This window comes from Thalassoroseus pseudoceratinae, from assembly GCF_011634775.1.
Lineage (GTDB): Bacteria > Planctomycetota > Planctomycetia > Planctomycetales > Planctomycetaceae > Thalassoroseus > Thalassoroseus pseudoceratinae.
In genome coordinates this window covers 377329-401438 of record NZ_JAALXT010000002.1, presented here as the reverse complement: position 1 = coordinate 401438, position 24110 = coordinate 377329, and the positions used below count along the sequence as shown (strand labels likewise).

Here is a 24110-nt window from a genome sequence, read left to right as displayed (position 1 = left end):
TTAATGGCAAGCTTATATGTTTTCCCGCGAAGATCTCCGGAGTCTGTTGTATTCCCGTGGAAACGCTACTCGGTTCACATCCGATTTCCCCGTTCTACCGGATGTTTGGATTGCTTTTGCTGAGCAATCTCCATTAGTGGCATTGAAAGGAAGTCCCCACAAGCCGCGTTATGCGGTGGATTTGCTGATCACACCCGATCAAACCAATACAGGTCCCAAAGCGGCGTTTGAACTGGCGGCCTATCTTCATAATGCCCTCAAAAATAAAGAATCCCGACATAATGACTGGCCCCATTCAAATATTGCCTCCAGACAGCTGGCCTGCCACCATTTTGCCGTCACGGTGCGAATGGATTTTGACGAACTCGTGCGGGTGATTCTCCCTCGGACAAAACGCTGGCAAGAAGAGATCGCCTCGAAACAAAGCGACATCGTAGATTCCATTCATGAAGCTGATGGACGAAAAGAACTAGCGAACTTCCTTGCTCTGATGGATCTAACTGGTGGAACGCAAGCTGAGATTTCGTCGGACATGCTTTGGATGGCGCGAGTCATTGGCACCATCGCGGAACTGCACTGGACCGTTTACACGCAGAAAACACTTCGAACCAGACAGAATGTATTTGATCGGCTCTGGCCGCCTCCCACATTGGAAACGGGTGAGACATCCAAAGAACTTTACGATCGGTTAGTGATCTACTACGAGAATATTGCAAACTCCACAGCTCGTTTGGTGGAAGGAATCGACATTACGCCCACTGAAGAGAATCTTCCCTATGTCGCTCAAGTCAGTCTCAATCGCTCCGTGCAATCGGCGGTGCAAGACTCTACACTCGCGGTCAAAGCGGATGCCGCTCGGCGACTGTTCGACATCAAATGCAGTCATCTCACCTGGGCCATCGTGGATAATGGCATCGACGCCAGCCACCCTGCGTTTCGAGATCATCCGCAGGCAAATCCGGACAAAATTGATTGGCAGGACTTTACCCGAATCACGGCTACGTATGACTTTGGGCAGATTCGCCAACTGCTCTCTTTGGATGAAGACGGCCAAGCCGACTTTCCAGACGATCTCAAGCAGCGTTTGAAACGTCATCCGGAGATTCGCAAGCAGCTCAAAGAAAGTTTACTCAGCGGTCGCACGTTGGATTGGGACCTTGTCAAACCGTTAATTGAAGTTCGACATGATGATGGCTATCCCGTCCCGGAATCGGGGCATGGCACGCATGTGGCTGGGATCATGGCCGCCGACTGGCTCGAAGATGGGAATGTTCGATTGCAAGGCATTTGCCCCGACATCCGCCTGATGGATTTCCGAGTTTTCGATTCTTATGGCGTGGGTGATGAATTCACGGTGATGGCCGCATTGCAGTTTTTGCGACACCTCAACGGCGGCAGCAGTCATCGTAAAGTTCATGGCGTTAATTTGAGTCTATCCATCAAACACGAGGTGGCCAACTATGCATGTGGAAATACACCGGTCTGCCTCGAATGCGAACGCCTTGTGGGAGATGGAATCGTCGTTGTCGCAGCAGCGGGTAATGACGGCTATCAAGTGGAAGATACGTTTAACGCATCACCCGCATTTCGTATGGTTTCAATCACTGATCCTGGTAACGCAGAGACAGTGATCACCGTTGGAGCAACGCATCGACAACGCCCTCATACTTACGGCGTTAGTTATTTTTCCAGCCGAGGACCGACGGGAGATGGACGGCTAAAACCGGATCTCGTCGCGCCTGGTGAAAAAATCACGTCCTGCGTTCCCGGCGAAAGCGACCTAAGACAAGATGGAACCAGCATGGCGGCTCCCCACGTGAGCGGAGCGGCCGCTTTACTCATGGGACGTTACGAGGAATTCGTTGGTGATCCGCGGCGGATTAAGCGAATTCTTTGCGACACGGCAACCGATTTGGGTCGGGAAATGTATTTTCAAGGACATGGCATGCTTGACATTTTACGAGCTTTGCAATCTGTTTAGCGTAAAGGCGACATTCGAATGTTATTCACTCTGGAAGCTTTGAATGCCAAGCATGGGGACATGCTTACTGCTGTACTTTGGAACACAAGGGGCGCCTAGATTGATTGTCATCGACGGCGGCCCTTCTGGCGTGTTCCGTAGTCAACTCAAGAAGCGGCTCAAGGCCATCAAGACCGAGCGTTCTCCAGACACCCCTTTGCCGATACGCATGGTGATGATCAGTCACATCGACGACGACCATATCCGAGGAGTTCTTGATTGGTTCGAAGAATTTAACGATTTGCGGGAGAACGGGCGGGAGTTGCCCCAGAATATCCTCACACTTTGGCATAATAGTTTCGATGATCTGGTCAAGCACGATGCAGACGAGTTGTTGACCGCTTTGGAATCCGAGGCGACTACTGCAGCCCGTGGCGGAAGTGTTTCAACACAGTTTCCAATGTCTCGCGATTCGGCGGCTGTTGTCGCTAGTGTCCGTCAAGGCCGACGCCTACGAGAGTTAGCCTCGGCATTTGCCCTTTCGGTAAACGAAGGATTCGATGATTTAGTCATGGCGAAAACGCAAGCGGGGCCGACTAGTATCGATGCGGGTGGGAATCTACGGTTCCTCGTCATCGGTCCTTCAAAAACTCGACTCGATGAATTACAAGCCGAGTGGGATCGACAGCTAGATAAAATGGGACTCGCCCGTACCGCCAGACTACCGGAGTTCTCGGATGAGTCGGTATTCAATCTCGCTAGCGTTACCGTATTGGCCGAGGCGACCCAAGGCCGAAAAACATCGCGGATATTGCTTACCGGCGATGCCCGAGGCGACGACATTCTTAGTGGTTTGAAACAAGCAGAGTTGCTGAATCGGCGAGGCAAACTTTACGTCGACCTGCTCAAAATGCCCCATCACGGCAGCGAGCGAGATGTCTCCACATTTTTTTTAAGAATATTACGGCGGATCATTATGTCGTTTCAGCTGACGGCAAACACGACAACCCCGACTTGGCGACATTTCAAATGTTGCTCGACGCTCGCGGAGAAGCCGAATTCGACCTCTATTTGACTAATCCCAAACCGGAACCGGTCATGGAGTTTCTAAAGTCGCAAAAAGGCCGTCGCGATCGTAAGTTTCGGTTTCATATTCGTGATGAGAACGCCCCTTCCATTAGCGTGCAACTCGGCGATGAAAGCATCTCACTCTAGATGCATTTTGATTTTTGAGTCTGTCTCATGTTCCTAACATCTCTGACGAAAGTTATTGACTGATGGCAAATAAGGCGTTCTTAAACGGAATTAACGACTATAAACACATCAGCGACCTACGTGGCTGCGTGAACGATGTGGAGGAATTGGAAAACCTTTTGACGAGCCAGTATGGATTCAAATCCAACAACGTTCGAACACGCACGGATCGGCGGGTGAATAAGGGTGAAATCAAGAGCGGCTGGAAATGGCTGCTCCGCGGTGCGCAAGCCGGAGATTGTTTGATTTTCCATTTCTCCGGACATGGTTCCTATACCGTGGATAAAGACGGTGACGAAGAAGGCGACCGTCGGGATGAGTTGTTGTGTCTCTACGATATGGATTGGGATGATGAAGAAAGTTATTTACTCGACGACGAATTGTGGGAGATGACTCAAGAGATTCCGGACGGCGTTTTACTTACAATTCTTCTGGATTGTTGCCACTCTGGAACGGGCACGAGAGCGATTATGCCTCCCAGTACCGTCCGCTCGGCTGAATTCACTCCCGAGAAAGTTCCGTTGGTCATTCTTCAGGACACTGTTGAGCGTGCGGGTAGCGCTGAGGATGGAATTCGCGCGTTGGCCGTGGCGGCAAACGATCCGGAAGACGAAGATGACTTCGCCAGTCAACAAACTGTGCTGGCCCGGTTTGTGGCACCGCCGCCGGAAATTCGTAAACGAGCTTCGGAAGCAACAGTACGAAACGCGTTCTTTTCAGGAGAAGTTCAGGGCGAACGCTGCGCGAAGGAGTTGAATCATGTGCTGTTCGCGGGTTGCCGGGATGATCAAACCAGCGCTGACGCCTTCATCGACGGCACTTACCGAGGTGCCTTCACGCATGCTTTTTGCGAATCCGTGACGTCGCATGGGGCCAACGTCGAACATCAATCATTAATCCAATTCCTACAAACCTGGATGCGTCAGAACCGGTTTTCTCAAGTCCCACAACTCGAACCTTCCAGAACAACTGGTCCGATTTTTCACTTTGGTCAGAAGTCTTCGTCAAATACCGGATCGGGAACTTCCTCAACCGACCGAGATGAGTTGCTAATTCAATTGATGCAGGAACTGCTTGCTCAATTCCGTTCTGGAAAATCAGCGGGACTTGCGGCCGATCGGAGCCCGGGACGGCACTTGGTTTACGTCCATGGGATTTGCGAACATTTGGCGAATTACTCCCAACCGTGGTGGGAAGCCATGAAACCACATCTCTCGACGCCGTTAGGCTCGACTTTGGAAACCGCTCGCTCTGAAGTCAATTGGAGCAATATCGTCAATGACCGGAGTGTGATGGGATCCTCGTCACGGAACGAGGAAATCAATTCCCAGCGAGTCGCGGAGCAAATCAAGGCGGTTTTGCAAGACCGTAGCGACCGAATTTTGTTGGAAGGAGCCCCCCCATTGGACCGCCATATGACGCCCGAGGGTATATCGGGGGCGATGCGTTCTCGGGGAGCGTTCGATATTCCTGGCATGGGTTGCGCGGATGACTTTGCCCGCTATCTAACACAATCACAAATTCGTCGGCGAATTTTGGATCGATTCCACGAGGAAATTCGCCCGCGGTTGGAAGCCGGCGTTCGCTTGGATATCATTGGCCATAGTTGGGGAACTGTTGTGGCTTATGAAGGTTTGAGGGAGCTTGATGAAGAGTTCCTCGATGGAAGGGTTCTCAACTTCTTCACGGTGGGGAGTGCCCTCTCCATCTGGCCGGTAAAAAAAATGCTCGCGGAAGCATTCCGAGACGGTAGGAAACCGCGACACGTTCAACGCTGGATTAACCTGGACGCTCAAAGTGATGTGGTTGGAGGGCCTTTGTCGGGGAATCCGTTCGAAGTCGACGAAGAATTTCTCAATCTTTATCCGATGGGGTGTGAAGAACAGGGGTTCTGGCGCCTGAAGTGGTTCAGCCCCGGTTGTGCTCACTCTTCCTACTTCCACTCCAACAACCGCGCTGTCAATCGGGAGATCTTCGCCCGGTTTATCAATCGCGACTCGGAGTAAGATCTTAGAGATATTTCCTTCTGGCCTGCCCCCTGAAAACTGAGCCATTGTTTGTGAGAGTCAATTGCCGATATGAGCTTGCCCCCAAGTTTGATCCAACTGCAATGTTAGACTTTCAAAAGATTTCCTCGGGGGGGGGCCGCTGGCCCAAGGCACTATGCGGACGGGGTTGATTGTAATCCAATCGCCACAAATCGAGTTTCTCCTGAGCGTCCTCCAATGACAAAAACCATTGCTGATTCAAACACTCCTGGCGAAGCCGACCATTGAAGAACTCGATCACAGCGTTATCTGTTGGTTTTCCAGGACGACTGAAGTCGAGTTCCACTCGATTCCAGTGAGCCCACCAATCCAAAGACTCCGACACGAACTCGGGGCCAATATCCACACGAATCGATTTCGGACAACGACCACGACCTTCGACCACCTGTTGCAAAACTTGGACGACACGGTCTCCAGTGAGCCGCTGAACAGCAACGATTGCCAGACTCTCACAGCTCATGTGATCGACTAACGTCAGCAGCCGAAACCGCTGGCCACCGATGAGCTGGTCGGCAATGAAGTCCATGCTCCAAATCTCTTCGGTTCGCTGGGCAGTCGATCTGGATTGACGCACTTGGCAGCTCTTGTGACGCCGAGGCGTCTTGGTCCGCATCTGCAAGCCTCTTCACAGTACAGCCAGTAGACCAGCTTGTGGTTGACCCGCCTACCTTCCCGCTCAAGCAGAATCTGCAAACGCCGATAGCCAAACCGAACTCGGACCGCTGCCAAGTCCCGCAGCCGAATTCGGAGTTCCGCCCGAAAGTCCCGCACGCTCTGGTAGCGATGAGTGGCTCGGGGAAAGCCAAGCACACGACAAACCCGCCGCTCGCTGACTTCAAAAGCCACCGTCATCTCCTGGACCAGAACACGGTAACGATCGGGCTTCACAGCTTTTTTCGGAGTACGTCCTGCAACATGCTCTTGTCGAGACTCAGGTCGGCGACCAACTGTTTGAGCTTGCGGTTCTCTTCCTCAAGTTGCTTGAGCCGGCGAACCTCAGCGACGCCCATCCCCGCAAACTTCTTCTTCCAGCGATCGAAAGTTTGCTCCGTAATCCCCATTTTTCGCACGATCTCCGCGACTGCCGTTCCACTCTCTTGCTGACGCAGAGCAAAGGTGATTTGCTCCTCGGTGTACCGTTTCCGTTTCATTGATTCGACCCTTTCTGGAAAACGTAAGTTACCAAAAAACTCACATTCCAGCTGGATCAAGAAACGGGGGGAAGGTCAGAGTTCCACCGCCGGAGCGTGTAAGGTGACCCAATTACTCATTTTCGCCCCAAGAACTGCCACATGCGGACTGCTCGTAATTGAAATTATAGGCACGATAGGTGAACATCACGTTGTGGCCGTAGACATTCGCGGTGTTTTAATGCAGCCATAGCGCGTTTCTGTGATGGGTTTGTTGATTTGTTTGGTGAGGTTTCTTCACCCCGCTGAGGATACGATGACTCCGATACGGAGCACACGAGGGAGTGGCGCGGAAAGTGGGAATGAACAACTGTTGCGAATCACTCAGCGGATGGTCGGGATTGTCTCTCCGACTCCAAAATTCGCAGGATTCGGCGTCAACGCTTCGATGGCTCGAAGGTGCTCCGCTTGGCTCTCGGGTGTTCCTTTGAAAAAGCTTGTCAGCGGAAGTCGTTCCAATGCGGCTCCGACAGGACCGACGATCCTCTCGCCAATGTCGTGCACACGATCCGCTGTCGTCATACAGGCGTCGTGCATGCCACGACCGACATGCTCAACGACATTGGGAACGCCCGTTCGTTTAACCCACTCTTTACTCGACTTCGCCACGTGTGTGGCAGCATTGTTTAAACGACTTCTCCATTTCTGACCACTCATCACCACAACATGCGGTTCGCCGCACAGACCGAACTTGATGATTGTCACCTGATGACCATAGTCATAAGCAATGCAGTCATGGAAATAATACACTTTGGGAGCACCTGGAAGCAGTTGGACATCCACGTAGTACTGCTCATTGGTACGAGGGTGATTGACAACGAGAATCGTCGGTCCACCCGGCAACAACGGGGCTTGAAAACAGCGATTCCCAGTGTAGTAGAGTTTATGCACAATAATCGTCGGAGGGATTTCCACTCGCTGCCCGCCATCGGGAGAGGGAACAACGATAGCCCGAGGCTTACCTTCCGGGTCGACTCTGGGATCGAGAATCTCCAACTCATCAACCGCCGGCACGGGAGCGGTATGCAGACCTGCTAGAGCAAGCTGAGGACTCATGATCAGGATGAGCAACGCTATCGGCATTGCTAGTCCGAGTGAGAATCTGATCTTCCACATAGTCGACGACCTTTACCATTGTTTTCGGTTACTGGGTAGCCTGGCCTAAACCGTATCACGGTCTTCTGTGCCTAGGGTAGATGCGTCAAATCTTTTGTTTTTCGGACTTCCACGAGACAAACCCTGCTACATCCAAATATATACCGCGTTTGACATATAGCCACGACTATTCGACTCGCAACTCAACTTCCATCCGCGAGACTCGATCAAACAGTTTATGAATTGGAATATTTTGGGCAACGAAATATGTAGTCGCCCCACAAGATGGACTCTTAAAAGGTACTGGAACCTCTCCCAACTGTGCGTCAATACGATGTCCGATCGCTTCACCTCGCTCAACCCAGAACGATTGCTGAACGCGGAAGATTTCCGGCTGTCCGAGTTCGGATAGAATTCCGTCGTTAGCGTCATTGCGAAGCGGATAAAAACCATACCCTCGAACTGTCACAACAAAGCGATTGCGCTTGAAACGCATCGCGGGTTCCAGAATATCAAGGGGAATGTAGGGCGGACTCTGTTCAGCTAGCAAATTAACAACACATCGCCCGTCTTCCCATAGCGAAACCGCCACACGGGAAATTGCGCAATGATTCACGACAATCCGCGGTTGAGCAAGCTGGAAGAAACGGATTTCAGGTCCGCGTGGCACCTGTTGTGCCAGCCGAGGCGAGTTCTGCAGATTCGTTCCAGAGCGATCGGAGATTGCATCCTCGGATGGTGCCTCTAGCAACACAGCTGTAAATGTCGTGGCTGCGTTCGGTAAAGATGTTCGCAATTGACGATAGTCGTACAAAGGCACTGAACAACGCCGAGGTGCCATCCCAAAATGCGGTATTGGCAATTGCGCCTGCAGAATGGCGGGCCAGCACACAGCGCCAAACACAATATATTTTCCGTATCTCATTTCGGTCTGTTCACCCTTCGATTTGGATGCGGCTGTTGGAATCGACTCAATCACGTCGACAGTGTTCGTAGTCAACACGAAAAACTATGTTTTACACGCCTCGGCAAGATCGAACCCGTAACAATAGAATGCGAGCCGAGACTATTTCTTGAACGGAAGCCAACGGCGCCAGTTTGACTTCGTTTTTTTTACTGGTTGTTCGTAGTTCGCTCGCACAACCGCACCATCTTCGAAAATGGTTCGAGGCGGTGTTTGTATAGACGATGGAATTGATTTATTCCGCATCTGGGTTGTAGGTATGCTTTCGTCTGTACGAATGGGATCTGGAACTTCAGGTAGCGAAATGGTGGCACGCCCTTGATCCGATGATGGAACTGAAGTCCGAATCGGTCGTCCCTGATATTCTTGGCTAACACCCAATGGTTTCTGCCCATACGCGCCATTGAGATTCGGTGATGGCACAGACGGTATTCTCGCTGTATCACCCGGACTGTCGGCGACATATGGTCGAACCACAGTATTACCATTCCTTGAGGTATCGAGTACCGGATTCAGTGCCCCCTCGGTTGGATGTTCGTAGTCTTGGAATCCAGAATCAATCGAGGACTCGGGGAATGCTAGGTCATGCGTTGGGTATTCCAACTGAGGAGTATATTGAGTATTCGGGTTAAATTGAACACCCGGATCACCGTGAAACGACATGGGTCGTGGAGGCACGCCATCACGATTCGTTGGTTCGCCTAGAGATCGGATGACAGATTTGCCCTCAGAAGAGAATCGAGGAACAAGACGCGTTTCCGGATAAGCCTCGGTTGGTGAATAGCCTTCGTGAAGTTTACTATGCTCAAAGTTCAACCCTGAACCTTCATATCCATTCGGGTGGGAATGCGGAACGGTATATTGTTCACGATACAAATCGGGGCGTCGTTCCGTGGGGGGAACACGCAAAAAGTCGTCGACCGCCCAGCCCGAATAATCATAAACCCGCTCTTCGAGTTTCCGATGACGTCCTCGAGCCACATGCTCGGTTTCCATCAAAGCCAATGGATCGAGATCCGCAACTGCGGGTGCCCATCGCAAGCCCATTAAATCAAATAGTGTGGGGTAAATCGTCGCCTGAGCCAAAATGAGATTCTCTTGCAATGACGACTCTTGTTGCGGCAACGGACGAAATAGCAAGCCTAAACCTGGCACATCCTCTAAAAAGGGGACACCGCGTGAGGTACGTGAGGCTTTCAGTCCGACCTGGAATCGACTCACTTCTCTGAGTTCATAGTTTCCAAGTTGCACATCAGTATCGACAAAGTGTCGTTTCACGCGCCCGAGATGCTTCTCGTCAGCCCGGACCGGTTCACGGACATTTGTGGTATACATGTAATGCAGACGAAAAACGACTGCTTGACCATCAGGCTGAATCACAGGGCGAATTTCAAAGCCGGTTCCCGTCTCAAACTTATAGACTGCGGGGTCAGGAATGAGTGCCTCAAGTTGTGAACCAAATTGTGGTGGTGTACCCGGCGTTTGAATCATCAGATCTTGATCAACACTTGTCGGTAGAGACGATGGCACTACATCTCTGACCAGCGGTGAACTCGATGGGACATTAAAAGCCGAAGCCGGGGGTTGCCCACTATACATCTTGGTCAACGCCAGGAAATTGGGGTCGGCCATCAACGCACCATAGTCACTATAGGCGGCATACGCCGACTCGAAAGCCTCGTTGATGAGAATGTCCCGCTTAGGAAGATCAAACTCCATCGTGGCTTGCGGCATCACCTTCGCAAATTCGCGATTATTGGTTAGCACGGACTCCGTCTGAATGGCCGAAAGATTGACATCCCAGTAACGACTCGTTTCTCGCAACGCTCGAAATGCGGGAAAGTAGAATTGCGTATTGAAATCATCTTCAAGAGCAGTCGCGATTCGTTTGATGTAAGCATCAACAACCGCCGTATGTGCCCGCGTACCTTCAAGCAGGTCTATATATTTCTCCTCGACATCATCAACGAACATATCCAAGAACTTCTTATGGTCGAGATCACGGCGCGAATCTCTGGCGACCGCCACAGCGAACTGCCGCTTCAACTCGAAAAGAAGAAGCTCCTGAAAACCCCGGTCCACGCCCCCGAGATGCTGAGACAAGACATCCCCCTCGCCAGTGGAGTTGATCGTTTGAGATAGTTCTGTGCGAACCGCGATCCATTTCCGATAAGTCAACGTGATATCTGCATCTTGACGACTCATCGCAGCGATGAGCTGTTCCAGATCGTACGCGATCTTTCCAACCTTTTCCGCTTGGTCCGCTGCAATCGTTCCGTAGAGATAGCAAGCAGCTCGTAAGCGCAAGACATTGTCAGGGTACTCAGCCAAATTCGCGGCAGATGTCTGAGCGATAGCGAGCAGAGCGTTTGCACCTTCCCACCGCTTATCGCCCGGACTAACATACGGCTGAATTGCACGTTGAATCTGGCTTGCTCGTGCTAGCTGGTTGTCCAACTGCGTTGAAAGTTCTTGCCAATTCTCGTGCTCAATGAGTCTGGCATCATTGTTATCGTCTAGCTCGACGACTAATTTACTCTCACCTAACTCAAATGTCTGCCGAAGTCTGCTCGCGCCAGGATTCATTTTTCGAAAATGCTTAACAATTGGATTTTCGGACGCTTCCAATCTTTCGTTGATAGCCCGATAGTACTCACGAACAAGCGGCCCCCATTGAGTAGTCCGCCAATTGAAGGCGGCCTCAGCAAGCTTGGAACTTTCATCTTTGTAAATAGAACGATACTCGTCCAGGGCACTTTTTTTATACTTGGCGAATTCCTCGTCATTGACCATTCGTTCTAGTATGGCTTCTAATAGTTCCTTGTTTTCTTCTGTCTCAGAGTCTGGGAAAGTCGCCTCTAATTCTTCGATTTTTCCACTGATTGATGCTTCGATGACTTTTTCCACGAAATTAGAAAAGAACTTCGAAAGTTCAGCCGACGTCTTCTCAGCTGCTAATTGTGCATTGCGTTGTACTTTGGCTTCGGCGACGACTCGGGATGCTGCCCGAAGCACGATCACTCGTTGCTGGTTTGACTCGGATTCTAGCTTCCGGAGAGCCTGTATCGCCTGGTCTTCTTGCGAACGAGCTTTCAACAACTCTTCGTAATAGTCGCCAAGCCGCTCTTCGATAACGGACCGCTGCATGACGCGTTGCCGCCATTCAACTTCTGTAATCAGGCGACTTTTAAAGACCTGCGCGAGGCGTATGAATTCACGTTGGAATGGCGAGAGTGTATCGGCACCGGCGAGTTCCGCATCGAACATGCCACGCAGGGAAACAAACTTGGCGTTATGCGCAAAAAACTTGAATTCCTCTTTGCAGAGTGGCGGGCCAAACTGGAATTCGGCTCCGGAGGCCGTGAAGTACTCTTGCTCTTCCCAGGGAAGTTTCGAACCGACAAGCTGTTCAAACTCGAATAGGATTTCGTGCCGAACATCGTTCTTAGCAAGCGCCAGCATGAACAGAGCCGACGCGAGACTTGTGGTATCCATCGAATGGATCGAGAGCAACTTGTTGCCGGTGTGGAGAAACTCCGAATCCATCAACTCCAACTCACGGATCATGTCCTGCCCGAAAAAGGCAATCAAATACTTTCGATCACGCATTGCTTGAGTATCGTTCGGACAAGCTTGATTGACAGCTTCCGCTCGTCGACTGGCAACAAGAACCACTGCGTTGCGAAGCATCTGCGCGGAGCGAGTCGTCAGGAAACGCGCATGATCGATGTATCGTTGAATTCGCGTGACGACCGGCTCCATCCGGTTGCCATGCTCTCCATTCACCTGCACGGTATGAACTTGAACCCGAACTTGTCCGACGGGTGCGTCAAGTTGATTAATCATTAACCGCACAATATTGACACCCTTACGAGGACCACGCAGATGAACTTCACCTTCCCCAACAACTGAAACGGAAACTTGCATCACCGGATCGACTGATTTCAGTGTTGCCGGTGCGTAGGTGTCCGGATCGGTTCGGGCGGCTGTGACGGATCGTCGGAAGCTTTCGCGGAACGCCAATTCCTCTTCGGCTTCGGCGGCCTCCCATTCTTCCATCGCCTCAATTTCCTTCTGGCGATTCGCCTGGACCGTAGCCTGCAAGCTAGCGATTTGCTGTTGGAGTTGCTGCGAGTCGGTGGATGCACCGGTGACGTTGAGCTGCAGAACATCACGCGTTCGCTCTGCGTCTTGCAGGCGTTTCTGTAGATCGCTACGAACTTCCGGAGTCAAATTCGGGTTTTCCAAATCACGTTGAATTTGCGCGATGTTGGATCGCACGTTGACCAATTGCCTAGTGGCACTGTCCTCGGATCGCTCCGCTTGTTCTTGCTGTTTTTGTAAGGACTCGAGCATTTCCTCGGATTGCCGGGCGGATTGTGCGGCACGAACAGCCCGGAGTTCCTCCGCTCGCCGTTCAAAAACCGCACGTTCGGCAGTTGAGAGGGCACGGTCGGCAATCACTTGGTTGGTATCTGCTTGCTGCCGATTGTAGGACTTCACTTTGCGATTGATAATTTGAGCGACTCGGTGAGCATCTCGAAAATAGTAGAGTCGAGCGACTGCTGTCACGACCTTATCCGACGGGTTGAATCCGTTAGTGGGAGGACGCGGCGGCGTATACTCCGGAAACTCGACAGGAGGTCCCGTGACACCGGAGATCCCGCGTGTGACGGTCGGTGGTAGAGTTCCAGCCGCTTTGACAAGTTCGATCGTGTGCCGTGCTCCCGTTGGCTGCGTTGAACTTTTCTTCAGCTCGTTTCCAAAGACATCAATGAGTTCCTTGGACACTGTTAACTTATAGATACCCGGATTGAGATCCGTGAAAGTAAGTTTGACGGAGTTTGTCGAAGGATCGAAATCTACCGAGGTTGGATAAGGATTCGGCAGAAGAACATTCGCCTTGGCAATGGCTTCTGTCAGGCCTTCGTCAGTGTCAACATTTTCTGCCTTGATGATATCGCGAACAAGGTCTATCCGTTGTCCATCATTCAAGCCAACCGCTGAGGATAGCGTGAATTTCTTAGTATCAAGCGCCGTTTCCGGGTTGAGGGGGTTTTCAGAATTGAACTGAATAACGACTGAGTCACCGCCGGTCTCAAAACTAAAATCTCGGGAATCGACATTGGAAACTACCGGTCCAACACGTCTAACATGAACATGAATTGGTGACGACGCCGCACTAGTAACTCCGGCATGTGCGAACAACGCCTGAAACTGATACTCACCTGGAGTCGGGATGGACATTTTGACGGCGAACTGTGTTGAGTCCGTCACAATGGCATTGGCTTTGTCGTCGAAAGGGGCCGTCTCTTGATGGACCACTTTGCCGGTTCGTGAATCGATGACGAGCAATTCCGTGGTTTCTGTCACATCCGGCTTTTCGAATACGAGCCACACGGCATCGGATTTCGTGAACAGCATCGATTTCATAGGCTTCTCTAGAACTGACGGTTCGCGGCCTCCGCCACTCGTAGGCTCAACGGCACCGAGCAAACTTGGCTGAGGAAGTTGAGTTGGCCTGATGAATTGAAACTTAACGGGAGATTCAGCAAATCGATGAATGTCTGTATTTTGCGCAACTGGATATGCAAAACCACTGACGTTCGGCAAGTCGCCTAGCAACGTTGTTGGCAATGAGAATTCGGCTTCCCAACCACCTGGAACGTTACGTGTTATCGGCGGAATAGTTGTCTGATGTGCCGCTGCACCGGATGGCCCCAAAAAGACCTCGAATACAGTCGGGATGTTTCCAACACCTTGCACCAGCATCTTCCCGGCCGTTGTGATTCCCGTGCCACTGAAATCTGTCACAGGCGATCCATACACGCCGACACGAGCGTGTTGAATCGCGATCGGCAACGTGGCAGCATCCGATGGTGGAACTAGCGTCAGCGGCGGCGACTCGACCACTGTTTTAGCTTTGTTAAGAACAACAACTTTGTACGTGTAGGCGCGGCTTGGTAGTTTGATCGAGAATTGATGCACGTTTTCATCAACCACTACCGAAGTGTCCGGTAGCTTCTCAGGGAAATTGGAGCCTGGAACTTGGCGATACAAGAGCACCGACTTGTCCGGCGTCACGGTCACCGCGGGAAACGACAAACTGATATCGCGTGAGCTAGTTCGAATCGGAACTGTTGCAGGAGTTCCCGGCCAAGTCAGCTTGCCGTCATCAAGCACCTTTTCGATCTGAAACGGCAATACATCAAGCTGAATGTCACCTAGTTCCCGAACAACGGAACCCGTTGGAAAGATCGTGTCTCCAATTTTCGAAATATAAAGCTTCGCAGTATAGGTATTACTCGCTGGTGGCGTAAACGCAGCTGTATCACCCCCTTCGAACTCGCCGGCAGAGACAATACGCTGGTCGGGAGTAAAAAATCTGAGTTTTGCCTTGGCAATCGGTTTGTTCAGGGAAATCGAAAGATTTCGAGAGTTATAGACTTCGACTCTAACCGTATTACTCTCAGCCGAGACATTGATCGGCCGATCAGCTCGAACGCCATCTCCGATCGATGTAATAGCGAGTTCAGGCTCAACAATCTGTAAATTATACTCCTTGGTCGTGGTTGTGACCGCGTCACTACCCACGTGATCCACGGTTACAGCGATCTGAACGTTCCCAGAAAGCGTGCCACCAGGAATTGGAACGATTTCCGTTCCCGGCAATTTCTCCGCTTCCCCTCCATCAACAGTCAACGTTCCCATCAGCTTTTTGTCGAACTTGAGAGAAAGTTCTCCAGGTTTGTCAACATACACCGAGATTGTTGCGTCCTGATCCGTCACTGTCGTGACGCCGCCGGTCTTGACGTGAACCTCCTTCAGTTCGAAAAGAGACGTCGCGCCAAGCAGCGCGGGAGCCATGACTGTCGAAGGCTGTACGAAAGCCGCTTGTTGCACACGTCTCGCGACTTCGCGCTCGGCAGGAGAACTCGAAAACGGTATCGTGTGAGAATCGGGCAGACGATACCGTTGTAAGCTGTCAAGCCTCAGAGGCTCTGAGCGTTCGGCAGGAAAGGCCAAATCACGCCGTGAAACGCTTCCTGAATTCGGGTCGGCCGTCTCGGCCACCGTACTGTGCGCTTGGTGTTCTTCCCATTTTAGGTAGCTGTTAGCAAGGATAATACCGCCTAAGACAGCCACGCCAATGAGTAGCGCATTCCCTAGCGCCCTAAGGATTTTCCGCATAATCGCGTCCTGCTTGTGGGGTCACATCAGCGACGATCCATTCATCGCTCCCACTGTTCACTATCGGCGCTGAGATGTTAAATCTTGCGGATTATAGCAATTGATATACAAAAGTCTTGGTGTTACGATCCAAACTGGTGTAAGTTTGGATAGACGGTGCGATATGAGGAGAGATCCGTGAGCAACTTTGAGGTCGGCGAACTTGTCTCCATTGATGGAGGTGAGCATTTAACAGGGAAAGGCACGGTTGTTAAGACATTTGAGACGGTCGTGCATGTCGAAATTTGGGAGAAAAACCTCGTCATTTCGTTCCCGATTGGAATCGTTAAAAGCCTCAACCTCCAAACTAACATTCAAGCTCAGACAACGGGGGTTCCCAAACCGGGTCAACGAGTGAAGCTTAAAGACGGTTCAAAAGCGTGCGTGCACAGCATTTCTGACGACCAAAAAATTGTGTATGTTTGCCAAGATGGAAGCGATATTCTCAAAGCTAAGTTACCGAAGAATTTAGAAATCATTAATGGAACCTGCAACTGTTGACCGTGCAACGACGACCAACGATGTGAAGTGCTGGACCTGAGAGTTTCTCACCGGATTTCTGCCTTGAAGAAGTCGAAGTCGGGTTCGCTGCCGAATCGGGCGGTGGCGGTTCTTTGGATCGTGTAGCGTGCAGCGTCTCTTCCGGTGGTTTTAGCAAGCACAGGGGACCAGCCACGATGTGAAACACTCCAAGCCTTGGTGGGATGGCTGGACTCTGTTGGCTCAGGACATATCGTTATTGGCGGTAGCGTTATCGTGCCGCAGGGCTGGGGAGGGCAGTATGCTTGGCCTTGGATGTAAACAATGAATTGCAGGCGAACTACCAGAGGTGTCCGAGGCGATTCAACTACGAAGCGAACCTCGTAATGCCCGCCCTCGGTGACTGCAACCGTCATTCCTTCATAGAGAATCGCCGCCGGTCGAATCTCTTTTCGTCCTGCGATATTGAAGTACGAACGTGGAAAATGAGCTGACTGCTCGAAGACTGCCTGCCATTGAGGAATGAGCTGGTCATCCTCCTTTTCGTTTGACTTGAGTTCAACCTGAAGCGATCGCTCTAGTCGAGTTGGCACAGGCGTGACTTCAGGGACTTGATTAAAGGCCAGCGGAACTGGAGACATCCCATGACAGAAGCTGGAAACACCAGGGGGCAGACGCGGATTCACGGGAAGGAACGGTAACCCTGAAGAATCATTCGTCACCATTCGAGGTATCGCTGGCTGTTCAATGACCGGATACAAGTCACCAACTTCCTGAGATTTCGGGTCAGTACTGTTGGAGCCTTCGCTTTTGGAAATAACTCCAGCTGCGGATATCGTTGGGACTTTCTCATCGGTAGGAGTTGGTACGAGAGCAGCAGATTCTGGCTGAAGAGTTTCAACTCGCTGCAAGAGCGGGCCGCTTGGAGTTTCCGCAAAACTTGCGGTCAAAAATACTCGCAAAAGCAAAATACTTAGAAAGAAATACCTTAAGTTCGACATGGACCACTCGCACAATTAATTACCGCGGACGTTCGAAACATCACACAACTTCACTAATGGCATCGGTTCATCAGTGCGTCATCTGAAAATTGGTCGGGTAAAACCACATTATCGAATTAATCCTCACTAGCGCTTGTAAATCCAGTTCATCGAGCAGAACGAGCCAAGCAAACAAAATGGTGCTATCAGCGTGTTATCCATTCGCCCAGGCAAATGACCCTCGATTCGTTACCACGGTCTCCGGAGACCGACGGGCCGCTAGCGCAACCTATGTTTTAATCCAAACTTAGAAACTTGAGCCAGTCGATACTAACAATTTTGGTTGCAGGAATTGCTGTCAGTCATTGACTCTCGCCGACACACCAACTTCGTGTTCTTGCACTTTTGCAGAACCAGCTTCGCGAGTCACTTGCGACGACAAAATGAAGGAATTAGGAGATGCACACCTGCAAGAAAAACCAGGTAGGCTAGTTCCAAAGTTGTGGAGCGAAGGTTGAATGAACTACTCAACTTCGCCCATGGAACTTCCTCTCGGGGACTGCTCGTAGAAGAAGTCATGGGCTCGATCGGCGAGTTTTTGGACGAGCGGGAGATCATTGCGAACGAAACGCCGAGTTTCCCGCGTATTGGTCGGCTTCATTGAACAGCTTGTCGAAGGTTACGTTGTAGCGAGGACCATCTGCAGTGTCATTGTACCAGGTGACGGGTTTCCGAGTTCTCAATGGTTCGAATGCCCGCGTCTATCGTCTGCGGGTGATGAAATATGAGAACTTCAAGAAGGAGAATGAGGACGGCATCAATTCGCTTGAGGGGGGAACCGGCGACGATCCCATCGATGAAGCCGGAGATCATCGCAACCAATACGACCGCTACTCGGCTCCGTTCTTGCGGATCGGCAAAGATAGCTGGTTGTGGAGCGAAGCGATGGAGATGAAAACATTCGTAATCGCGATGGCGAAGCGGGCGGACTTCGTCGTCGACTTTGGCGCGCTCGCGGAAGGTCTGGGCGAGATAGAGACGCAGGAATTTGTGCTTGTCAACACATCCGCAATCCGCTCGGCCTCGGCCCGCTGCTGATTCGTCAATTCGATCCCATCCATCGCCACACCTCCGTGAAAAACGCATCCACTTCAACTGATGCCAACCCAAAAAACACAATCATCCCAAATTTTCCACCAACTTTCACGAGACACACACGGAGTCTGCTTGCAGTGTGATAGTGCGTTTGAAAAGAGCTTGTTGTAAATTCAAACAGGCTTCCCCATAATTTTTTGAGCAGTTTTGCAGGCATTCACAAGTTGGGGTAGCACCATGATCCACTCGATCGAAGAACTTGCCAGCCAAATCGGGATCGCAAGTCAACGGCGAGACCTCGAACGGCTAGAAGAACTTGAGAAGTGCTTTCGCGCAACTAGGGAGCCGGGGCCGCTTCCGCTCGCACCAGATATTCAGCTGAACTCCGAGCTTGTTGACGTCGAGAAAGTTGCTGTCGAGTCGGACCGGGTTCTCGGTCTTGCTAACGCTCTCTCGCGAGCCAAGCGGCGAATTGTTTACCATCAGCAGAAATGGACAAACTTCCGCCGCCCCGTCATTGTTAGCGAAGGTGACAGCTGGTTCCAATACCCTGTCCGGCTGGATGATGTCATAGATGTACTGCTCAAAGATCATTTGATTCTTTCGCTCGGTGCAGCGGGTGATTTGTTGACCAATATGGCCGCTGAGGGCGAATACCTGAACGCGATTGAGAATGAAGAGGCTGACGTTTTTCTTCTAAGTGGTGGTGGAAACGACATGCTGCACAGCGGACGGCTTGCCGGGTATCTCAAGCCTTACCGGGATGGGATGGATGCTCAGGCGTTGTTGCAACGTAGTCGGTGGAATGAATTTCGTGAAGAGTTGCGATCGACATACGCGGGCATCTTCCACGCGGTCGCAACTCGATTTTCAAGCGTGGTCACATTCTGTCACGGATATGACTACGCGATTCCCCGTGTGGACGGTAAATGGCTTGGTGGGCCTCTTGCGTCGCGAGGCGTGCCGAAGGAATTGTGGCCGGATGTGATCAAAATTCTGATTGATGAATTCAATGACACACAAAAGACACTGGCCGCGGCGTCATCAGGAAGAGTCGTGCACGTCGATTGTCGTGGCACTGTTGGAAAGTCACTTAACAGTTGGTTCGATGAACTCCACCCAAAGGACACAGGTTACAAGAAAGTTGCACAGTTGTTCGCGCAACGCATCGCGGATCACTTTGGAAAGGACTCGTCCTTTGATGAGTCGATGGCGGCAGAGTACCCGACGCACGAAGTCGCCGCAACCATTTCTGTCCCGGTATTTTCCAGCACGACGGCAAGTCTTCCGCTGGCGGTAACAAATCAGTTCGTTGCGAGAAGTCGTCCGATCGGCATGCCGTCCCACGTACACGCGTATGAACAGTCGAATGGGGGACTCGTTGACGAAGCTATTATCGACTCTGGACGATCGAAAGTAGGTCCGATGCTGCCGCCGGCACCTATTTCAGTTCCAAGCGATATATCGAGGAAGGACATCCCATCAGATACGTTGCATGCTAATCCTGAAGCCGATACTCCGTACAGGACATGCGCAATTGTTCGAGCGGTTCGTGACAACGTGCTTGAACGTTGCTGCATGCCGTACTCGGGAATTGGCTCTGAAGTCGTCACATCCGATTCACGCACTGACGATCAGTTGCGCAAGTTACCGCCTTGTACATCGCTGGCAGTCTGGCAAGCTCACCTTCGCAAAGACCCTCAAACACTTCGGTCGTACAACGACTTCGTTGAAGTGCGGCGACAGTATGAACAGGAAGAGCCTAACAGTCGCGTTCAGACTCGGCTCGAACTCTTACCCGAGAGTGACTTGTTTTTTCAAGAGAGGATCATCGGACGCTCAAACCTCGAACAGATTAATTTTTTGTCACGTGGCGAGCGCGCTGCGAGAACCGTTGGCAGAATGTCGATCTTCACTGAGTACGGTATCCCCGCAGGCACAGGCTCAGGGTTTCTGGTTGGTCCAGGGCTCCTGTTGACGAACAACCATGTGATCGGAACTCAGGATCGCGCATGTTCTGGAAGCTACATTTTGTTTGACTACGAATACGATGCCGACAATCGCTTGAAGACTTCCGAACGGTTTGACCTAACCGATGATTTGTTCCTGACCGACAAAGAACTCGATTTTACCTTCGTGTCTGTCGCTTCGGTCGGGAGCCGTGGTACGAAGATTGACGATTACGGGCGCATGCGACTAGTCCGTGAAAGTGGTAAGGCCTTGAAAGGTGAGGAAGTCTCAATCATTCAACATCCTGAAGGGCTCCCAAAACAGATCGCGATACGAGAAAGCACCGTGGTCGGACGCAAAGATGCCTTTATATACTACTATGCAGATACGAATCGTGGATCATCGGGTTCACCCGTCGTCAATGACCAGTGGTTCCCAGTTGCACTTCATCATCGCAGCGTTCCTGACTACTACAACACCTGCGAATATGTAGCCAATCGAGGAATCAGAGTCAGCGAAATCTACAAGCGGCTCGAACAAGCTGCGGATGCCGGCAGTGAAACGTCAGCCCGCATTATTGATCGGCTGGAAACAGAGCCATCGCCATCGAATGTTCCGGTCACGATTTCTAGCGACGGTGTCGGTGCCGCTGTGGAGCGATTCGTCGAACCGTTCCATGAACTTCCGTATGACAATCGCGAAGGCTACGACGACGAGTTCCTTGGTCGTCGTATTCGGATGCCACTGGTGACTGACGCGGCAAGCATTGCAGCTCCTCGGACAGATACAACGAGCCCGAAGTATCTGCTGACCTACGAACACTTTTCGGTCGTCATGCACAAGCAGCGTCGGTTAGCGATCTTCACTGCCGCGAACGTAGATGCTTCGCCGACCGCAAAACGACCAGAGCTGGGGAAAAACTACAGCCGAAAAGGACTTGGCGGCCTCGGACGAAATGACCGAGAGAGATGGTTTGAAGACCCGCGAATCTCGTCATCGCATCAGCTACCGGATCGTTTTTTCGAGAATGACGGGACTGCTTTTGACAAAGGTCACCTAACAATGCGGGCGGACGTCGGCTGGGGAAGTGACTACGACGAAGTTCGCCGAGCAAACGGCGACACTTTTCACACTACCAACTGCTCGCCGCAAGTCGCCAAATTCAATCGAGCCATCTTCGGCTTCCACGGTTTGTGGGGCGAACTTGAAGAAGTCGTGCTTGAGCAGGCGGAGGACGAGAAATTATGCGTCTTTTCCGGTCCAATTCTCGCCGACGCCGACGAACTTTTTCGTGGTCTCGATAGTTCTGGTGAGGTTCTGATCCAGATTCCTGCGGCCTATTGGAAGGTCATCGTTGCCCGCAACGGAAACGGGATCGAATCGTTTGCATTCATACTTGAGCAAGACTTGTCAGACGTACCTTTGGAATTCGACTTGCCGAGTATATGGAAAACTCGTCGCGTAAAAGTCGCAGATGTGGAAGCCAGAGCTGGTCTGTTCAAGTTCCCCGACGAGGTCCGCGACAACGACGGTGGGTAATCTTTTCTAACACTGTACGATAACGAAAACTTGCGTTTGAAACGCGTTTATCCGATCCGGAGATGGGCTATGCAAGGAAAAACAACTGTTTCTATGTTGCTTGCGATTGCCGTCAGCGTCAGTCAGATTTGGGCACAAGAAACGCCAGCAGTGAAACTCGGTCCAAATGCGTCGGAAGAGAACAGGAGCACTCTGTCAGCTCTTCTGCAAGATGCGGCGATCAAGGAGTTCAATGAAAGGACGTTTTCGGCCAGTGGGAAGGATGAAGTGCGCATTCGCGAAACCATTCCAATTCGCAAAAAGATCAAGCTACCCTTTGGGGAATCTATCACAATTGACGAAACAATTGAGATCAACAAGAAGCTCGGGGATGTTGAGGCAACCGCTACTGCTTCATTCGTCGGTCCCGCCAAACACCCGAAAGTCAAGATTCCCGAATCAAAGGCGGAAGTCTGTTTTGGTAATGCAGGGTGTATGCGAAACCTCATGCCCCTTTCGCGAGACAGTGCATGCAAAGGCCCTCCTTGCCAAATTCATCGGCAATCGACTCGCATAATATCCGCACTACTATTCCGGGGGCAGGCCAGCCCGGAGTTGCAACGGCAGAGGCGTTAGTTTAATGTTTAGGGGTGTATGACCCAACAGTGTGTTCAAGTTCATAACTCTTCAGTTGACTTACGAGGTTGGCCGTGGCCGAGGATGCTAGTGGCGAGGAGCGGACAGAGGACTCCTTGTTTACGAAGTTGCTAGATTATTTTCCCGCGTCAGCTCAAGGAGCTGGGGCGTTCCTCATCATTAGCTTGATGTTCTTCCTGGCCGCCTTGCGGGGAGCCAACTCATCCGACATCTGGCTGTTTGGTGTAATCGTTATGGGTATCAGCGTTCTTGTTGGAATTGCCGCCGCGTATCGTGTTCTTAAAGAGCCGAGGAAGCTTTCGCGCGAATCTGAGATTCTCGTAATACTTTTATTGGACTTGGAGAAGGGAAAGATCGGTGGTGTAAAGCACGGTTACATCAGCGGTCCGCTTCGAAAGGTGCTGAGATCGGTTTCTCACAAACGGGTCGTAGAATTCTTGGTATCTCTGACAAGTGACTGATGGCGCGTCGAATAATTTGGTTTCGCCATCCGATGGCATCGTTAGCGAAAGTGTCGTTTGTTTCGCTCGTGAAAGCTTTGACTATGGGTGCTGCTGTGAGAGAAATCCCAACTTTGCGTGAACTCTTCCTCAACGGAATCTTTGGAGTGCCCAAACAGAGCGATGTAGTGAAACGGCCGTTGGCCTGCAGTTCGACGGACGTCTTGAGATTGAGGTGAATATTTCATGTCTGGTGGTGCGACTGAACCTGTGGACGAAATACTGATGGCGTACGTCGATCTTATCAGCGAAGAGGGGTTGCGATCAGAAGAGGTACGGAAGTTTGAGGAGATTCATTCGAGCAATCCGGAGGTTTCGAGTTACCTCGCTTCAGTTCGCGAGCTGCACATTGCAGAGAGAATTGCACGGTTTTGGCGTGCTGGTACGCCTATCCTGTGGGCCGTTTCGGTAGCACTTTTCGGCGGCGTCACGGCATTGTCTATGTGGCGTGCAAGCAATGTCTCCGACCTTTCGGCGAAAGTGCAAATGCAATCGGAACAGATCAGTGTTGCGAAGCCGTGGGGCTGGATTAAACCTAATGTGTTTTCTCAAGAGACTTCACCAGCCCAGTACTTGCGCAATCTTGCAAGTGTCCTTGAACGGGATTGGCAGAAGATTGAGGCGGACACGACGTCACGTTCTGACATTGGGCGCCGATTGGCGGAATTTCGGCTTGGTTGCACAACACTTCTATTCTCCGAGTTGGAGCCACTTCCACCTGAAATAGCTGGGCAAATTCGTGAACTGTGCCATGCGTGGTCTGCACAAATAGATGACCAACTCGCGGACGTGGAAGAAGAATTCGTGACTGTCAGTGAAGCCAAGACAAGTCTGACAAGACTCATCAGTTCGATCGTCAGTGAGTTCAACAACGTTGCAGAAAGTCTATCTTAGTCACAATGAAAGATCTACGAACGATTCGCTCTGCCTGCCTGTTCGTTTGCCTTTGCATAATAATTCTTAACTCCGTGTCGGCCGGAGGTTATGCTGCGGAAATTCCGCAACTTCACCCACGTGTCTCGTTTGATTTTCCGCTACACCGCGGCCGGCTAACGGGTATTTCCGTCGTCGAGCATGATGCAAATGGCACGATGCTTGTGACTTCGGCTTTGGATAAGCGAGTGCGTTGCTGGTCATGTGAGGGTGATCTAATTGCCATGATGCGTCCCCCGTCTGGTCCTTTTGGACG

Annotated in this window: 13 protein-coding genes and 1 pseudogene; 9 read left to right on the top strand and 5 right to left on the bottom strand. The window is 51.4% G+C overall.

What is annotated here, in order from left to right; genetic code table 11:
- Positions 1-16: 16 nt before the first annotated feature.
- From G6R38_RS07195 to G6R38_RS07185, 3 genes are all read left to right on the top strand, one after another.
- The gene (locus G6R38_RS07195; protein WP_166822082.1) at positions 17-1981 is read left to right on the top strand and encodes a S8 family peptidase; all 1965 of its coding nucleotides are present in this window, start codon (positions 17-19) and stop codon (positions 1979-1981) included.
- Between the two features lie 43 nt (positions 1982-2024).
- Positions 2025-3035, top strand: a complete 1011-nt coding sequence (locus tag G6R38_RS07190) for a ComEC/Rec2 family competence protein (RefSeq protein ID WP_166822078.1) — start codon at positions 2025-2027, stop codon at positions 3033-3035.
- A 202-nt stretch (positions 3036-3237) separates the two neighbouring features.
- On the top strand, positions 3238-5220 hold the full coding sequence (locus G6R38_RS07185) for a caspase family protein (RefSeq protein ID WP_166822075.1): 1983 nt from the start codon (positions 3238-3240) through the stop codon (positions 5218-5220).
- Positions 5221-5335: 115 nt separating this feature from the next.
- On the opposite strand, the pseudogene G6R38_RS07180 reads toward G6R38_RS07185, so the two are convergent.
- The 4 genes and pseudogenes from G6R38_RS07180 to G6R38_RS07165 form a co-directional block, all read right to left on the bottom strand.
- Positions 5336-6413, bottom strand: a pseudogene (locus tag G6R38_RS07180) (IS3 family transposase).
- A 363-nt stretch (positions 6414-6776) separates the two neighbouring features.
- Positions 6777-7535: a hypothetical protein gene (locus tag G6R38_RS07175; protein WP_166822072.1), complete on the bottom strand. Its 759-nt coding sequence runs from the start codon at positions 7533-7535 to the stop codon at positions 6777-6779.
- 199 nt (positions 7536-7734) lie between these two features.
- Positions 7735-8526 (bottom strand): hypothetical protein, encoded by a 792-nt coding sequence (locus G6R38_RS07170; protein WP_166822069.1) that lies wholly within the window; start codon positions 8524-8526, stop codon positions 7735-7737.
- Positions 8527-8613: 87 nt separating this feature from the next.
- Entirely contained in the window at positions 8614-15378 is a 6765-nt protein-coding gene (locus tag G6R38_RS07165) for a coiled-coil domain-containing protein (protein ID WP_166822066.1), read from the bottom strand.
- A gap of 501 nt (positions 15379-15879) precedes the next feature.
- Between G6R38_RS07165 and G6R38_RS07160 the strand changes: the two genes are divergently transcribed.
- On the top strand, positions 15880-16242 hold the full coding sequence (locus tag G6R38_RS07160) for a hypothetical protein (RefSeq protein WP_166822063.1): 363 nt from the start codon (positions 15880-15882) through the stop codon (positions 16240-16242).
- A gap of 47 nt (positions 16243-16289) precedes the next feature.
- Here G6R38_RS07160 and G6R38_RS07155 read toward each other — a convergent pair whose 3' ends face one another.
- The gene (locus G6R38_RS07155) at positions 16290-17237 is read right to left on the bottom strand and encodes a hypothetical protein (RefSeq protein WP_166822060.1); all 948 of its coding nucleotides are present in this window, start codon (positions 17235-17237) and stop codon (positions 16290-16292) included.
- A 669-nt stretch (positions 17238-17906) separates the two neighbouring features.
- Here G6R38_RS07155 and G6R38_RS07145 point away from each other — a divergent pair.
- The 5 genes from G6R38_RS07145 (at position 17907) to G6R38_RS07125 (ending at position 23815) form a co-directional block, all read left to right on the top strand.
- On the top strand, positions 17907-18299 hold the full coding sequence (locus tag G6R38_RS07145) for a cupredoxin domain-containing protein (RefSeq protein ID WP_166822053.1): 393 nt from the start codon (positions 17907-17909) through the stop codon (positions 18297-18299).
- A 234-nt stretch (positions 18300-18533) separates the two neighbouring features.
- Positions 18534-21785 carry a DNA/RNA non-specific endonuclease gene (locus tag G6R38_RS07140; RefSeq protein ID WP_166822049.1) on the top strand — a complete coding sequence of 1084 codons (3252 nt, stop codon included), beginning with the start codon at positions 18534-18536 and terminating at the stop codon, positions 21783-21785.
- Positions 21786-21854: 69 nt separating this feature from the next.
- Entirely contained in the window at positions 21855-22400 is a 546-nt protein-coding gene (locus G6R38_RS07135) for a hypothetical protein (RefSeq protein ID WP_166822046.1), read from the top strand.
- Positions 22401-22474: 74 nt separating this feature from the next.
- Complete coding sequence (locus G6R38_RS07130) at positions 22475-22882, top strand: hypothetical protein (RefSeq protein ID WP_166822042.1); 408 nt, start codon at positions 22475-22477, stop codon at positions 22880-22882.
- A 225-nt stretch (positions 22883-23107) separates the two neighbouring features.
- Positions 23108-23815: a hypothetical protein gene (locus G6R38_RS07125; protein ID WP_166822039.1), complete on the top strand. Its 708-nt coding sequence runs from the start codon at positions 23108-23110 to the stop codon at positions 23813-23815.
- Positions 23816-24110 lie beyond the last annotated feature (295 nt).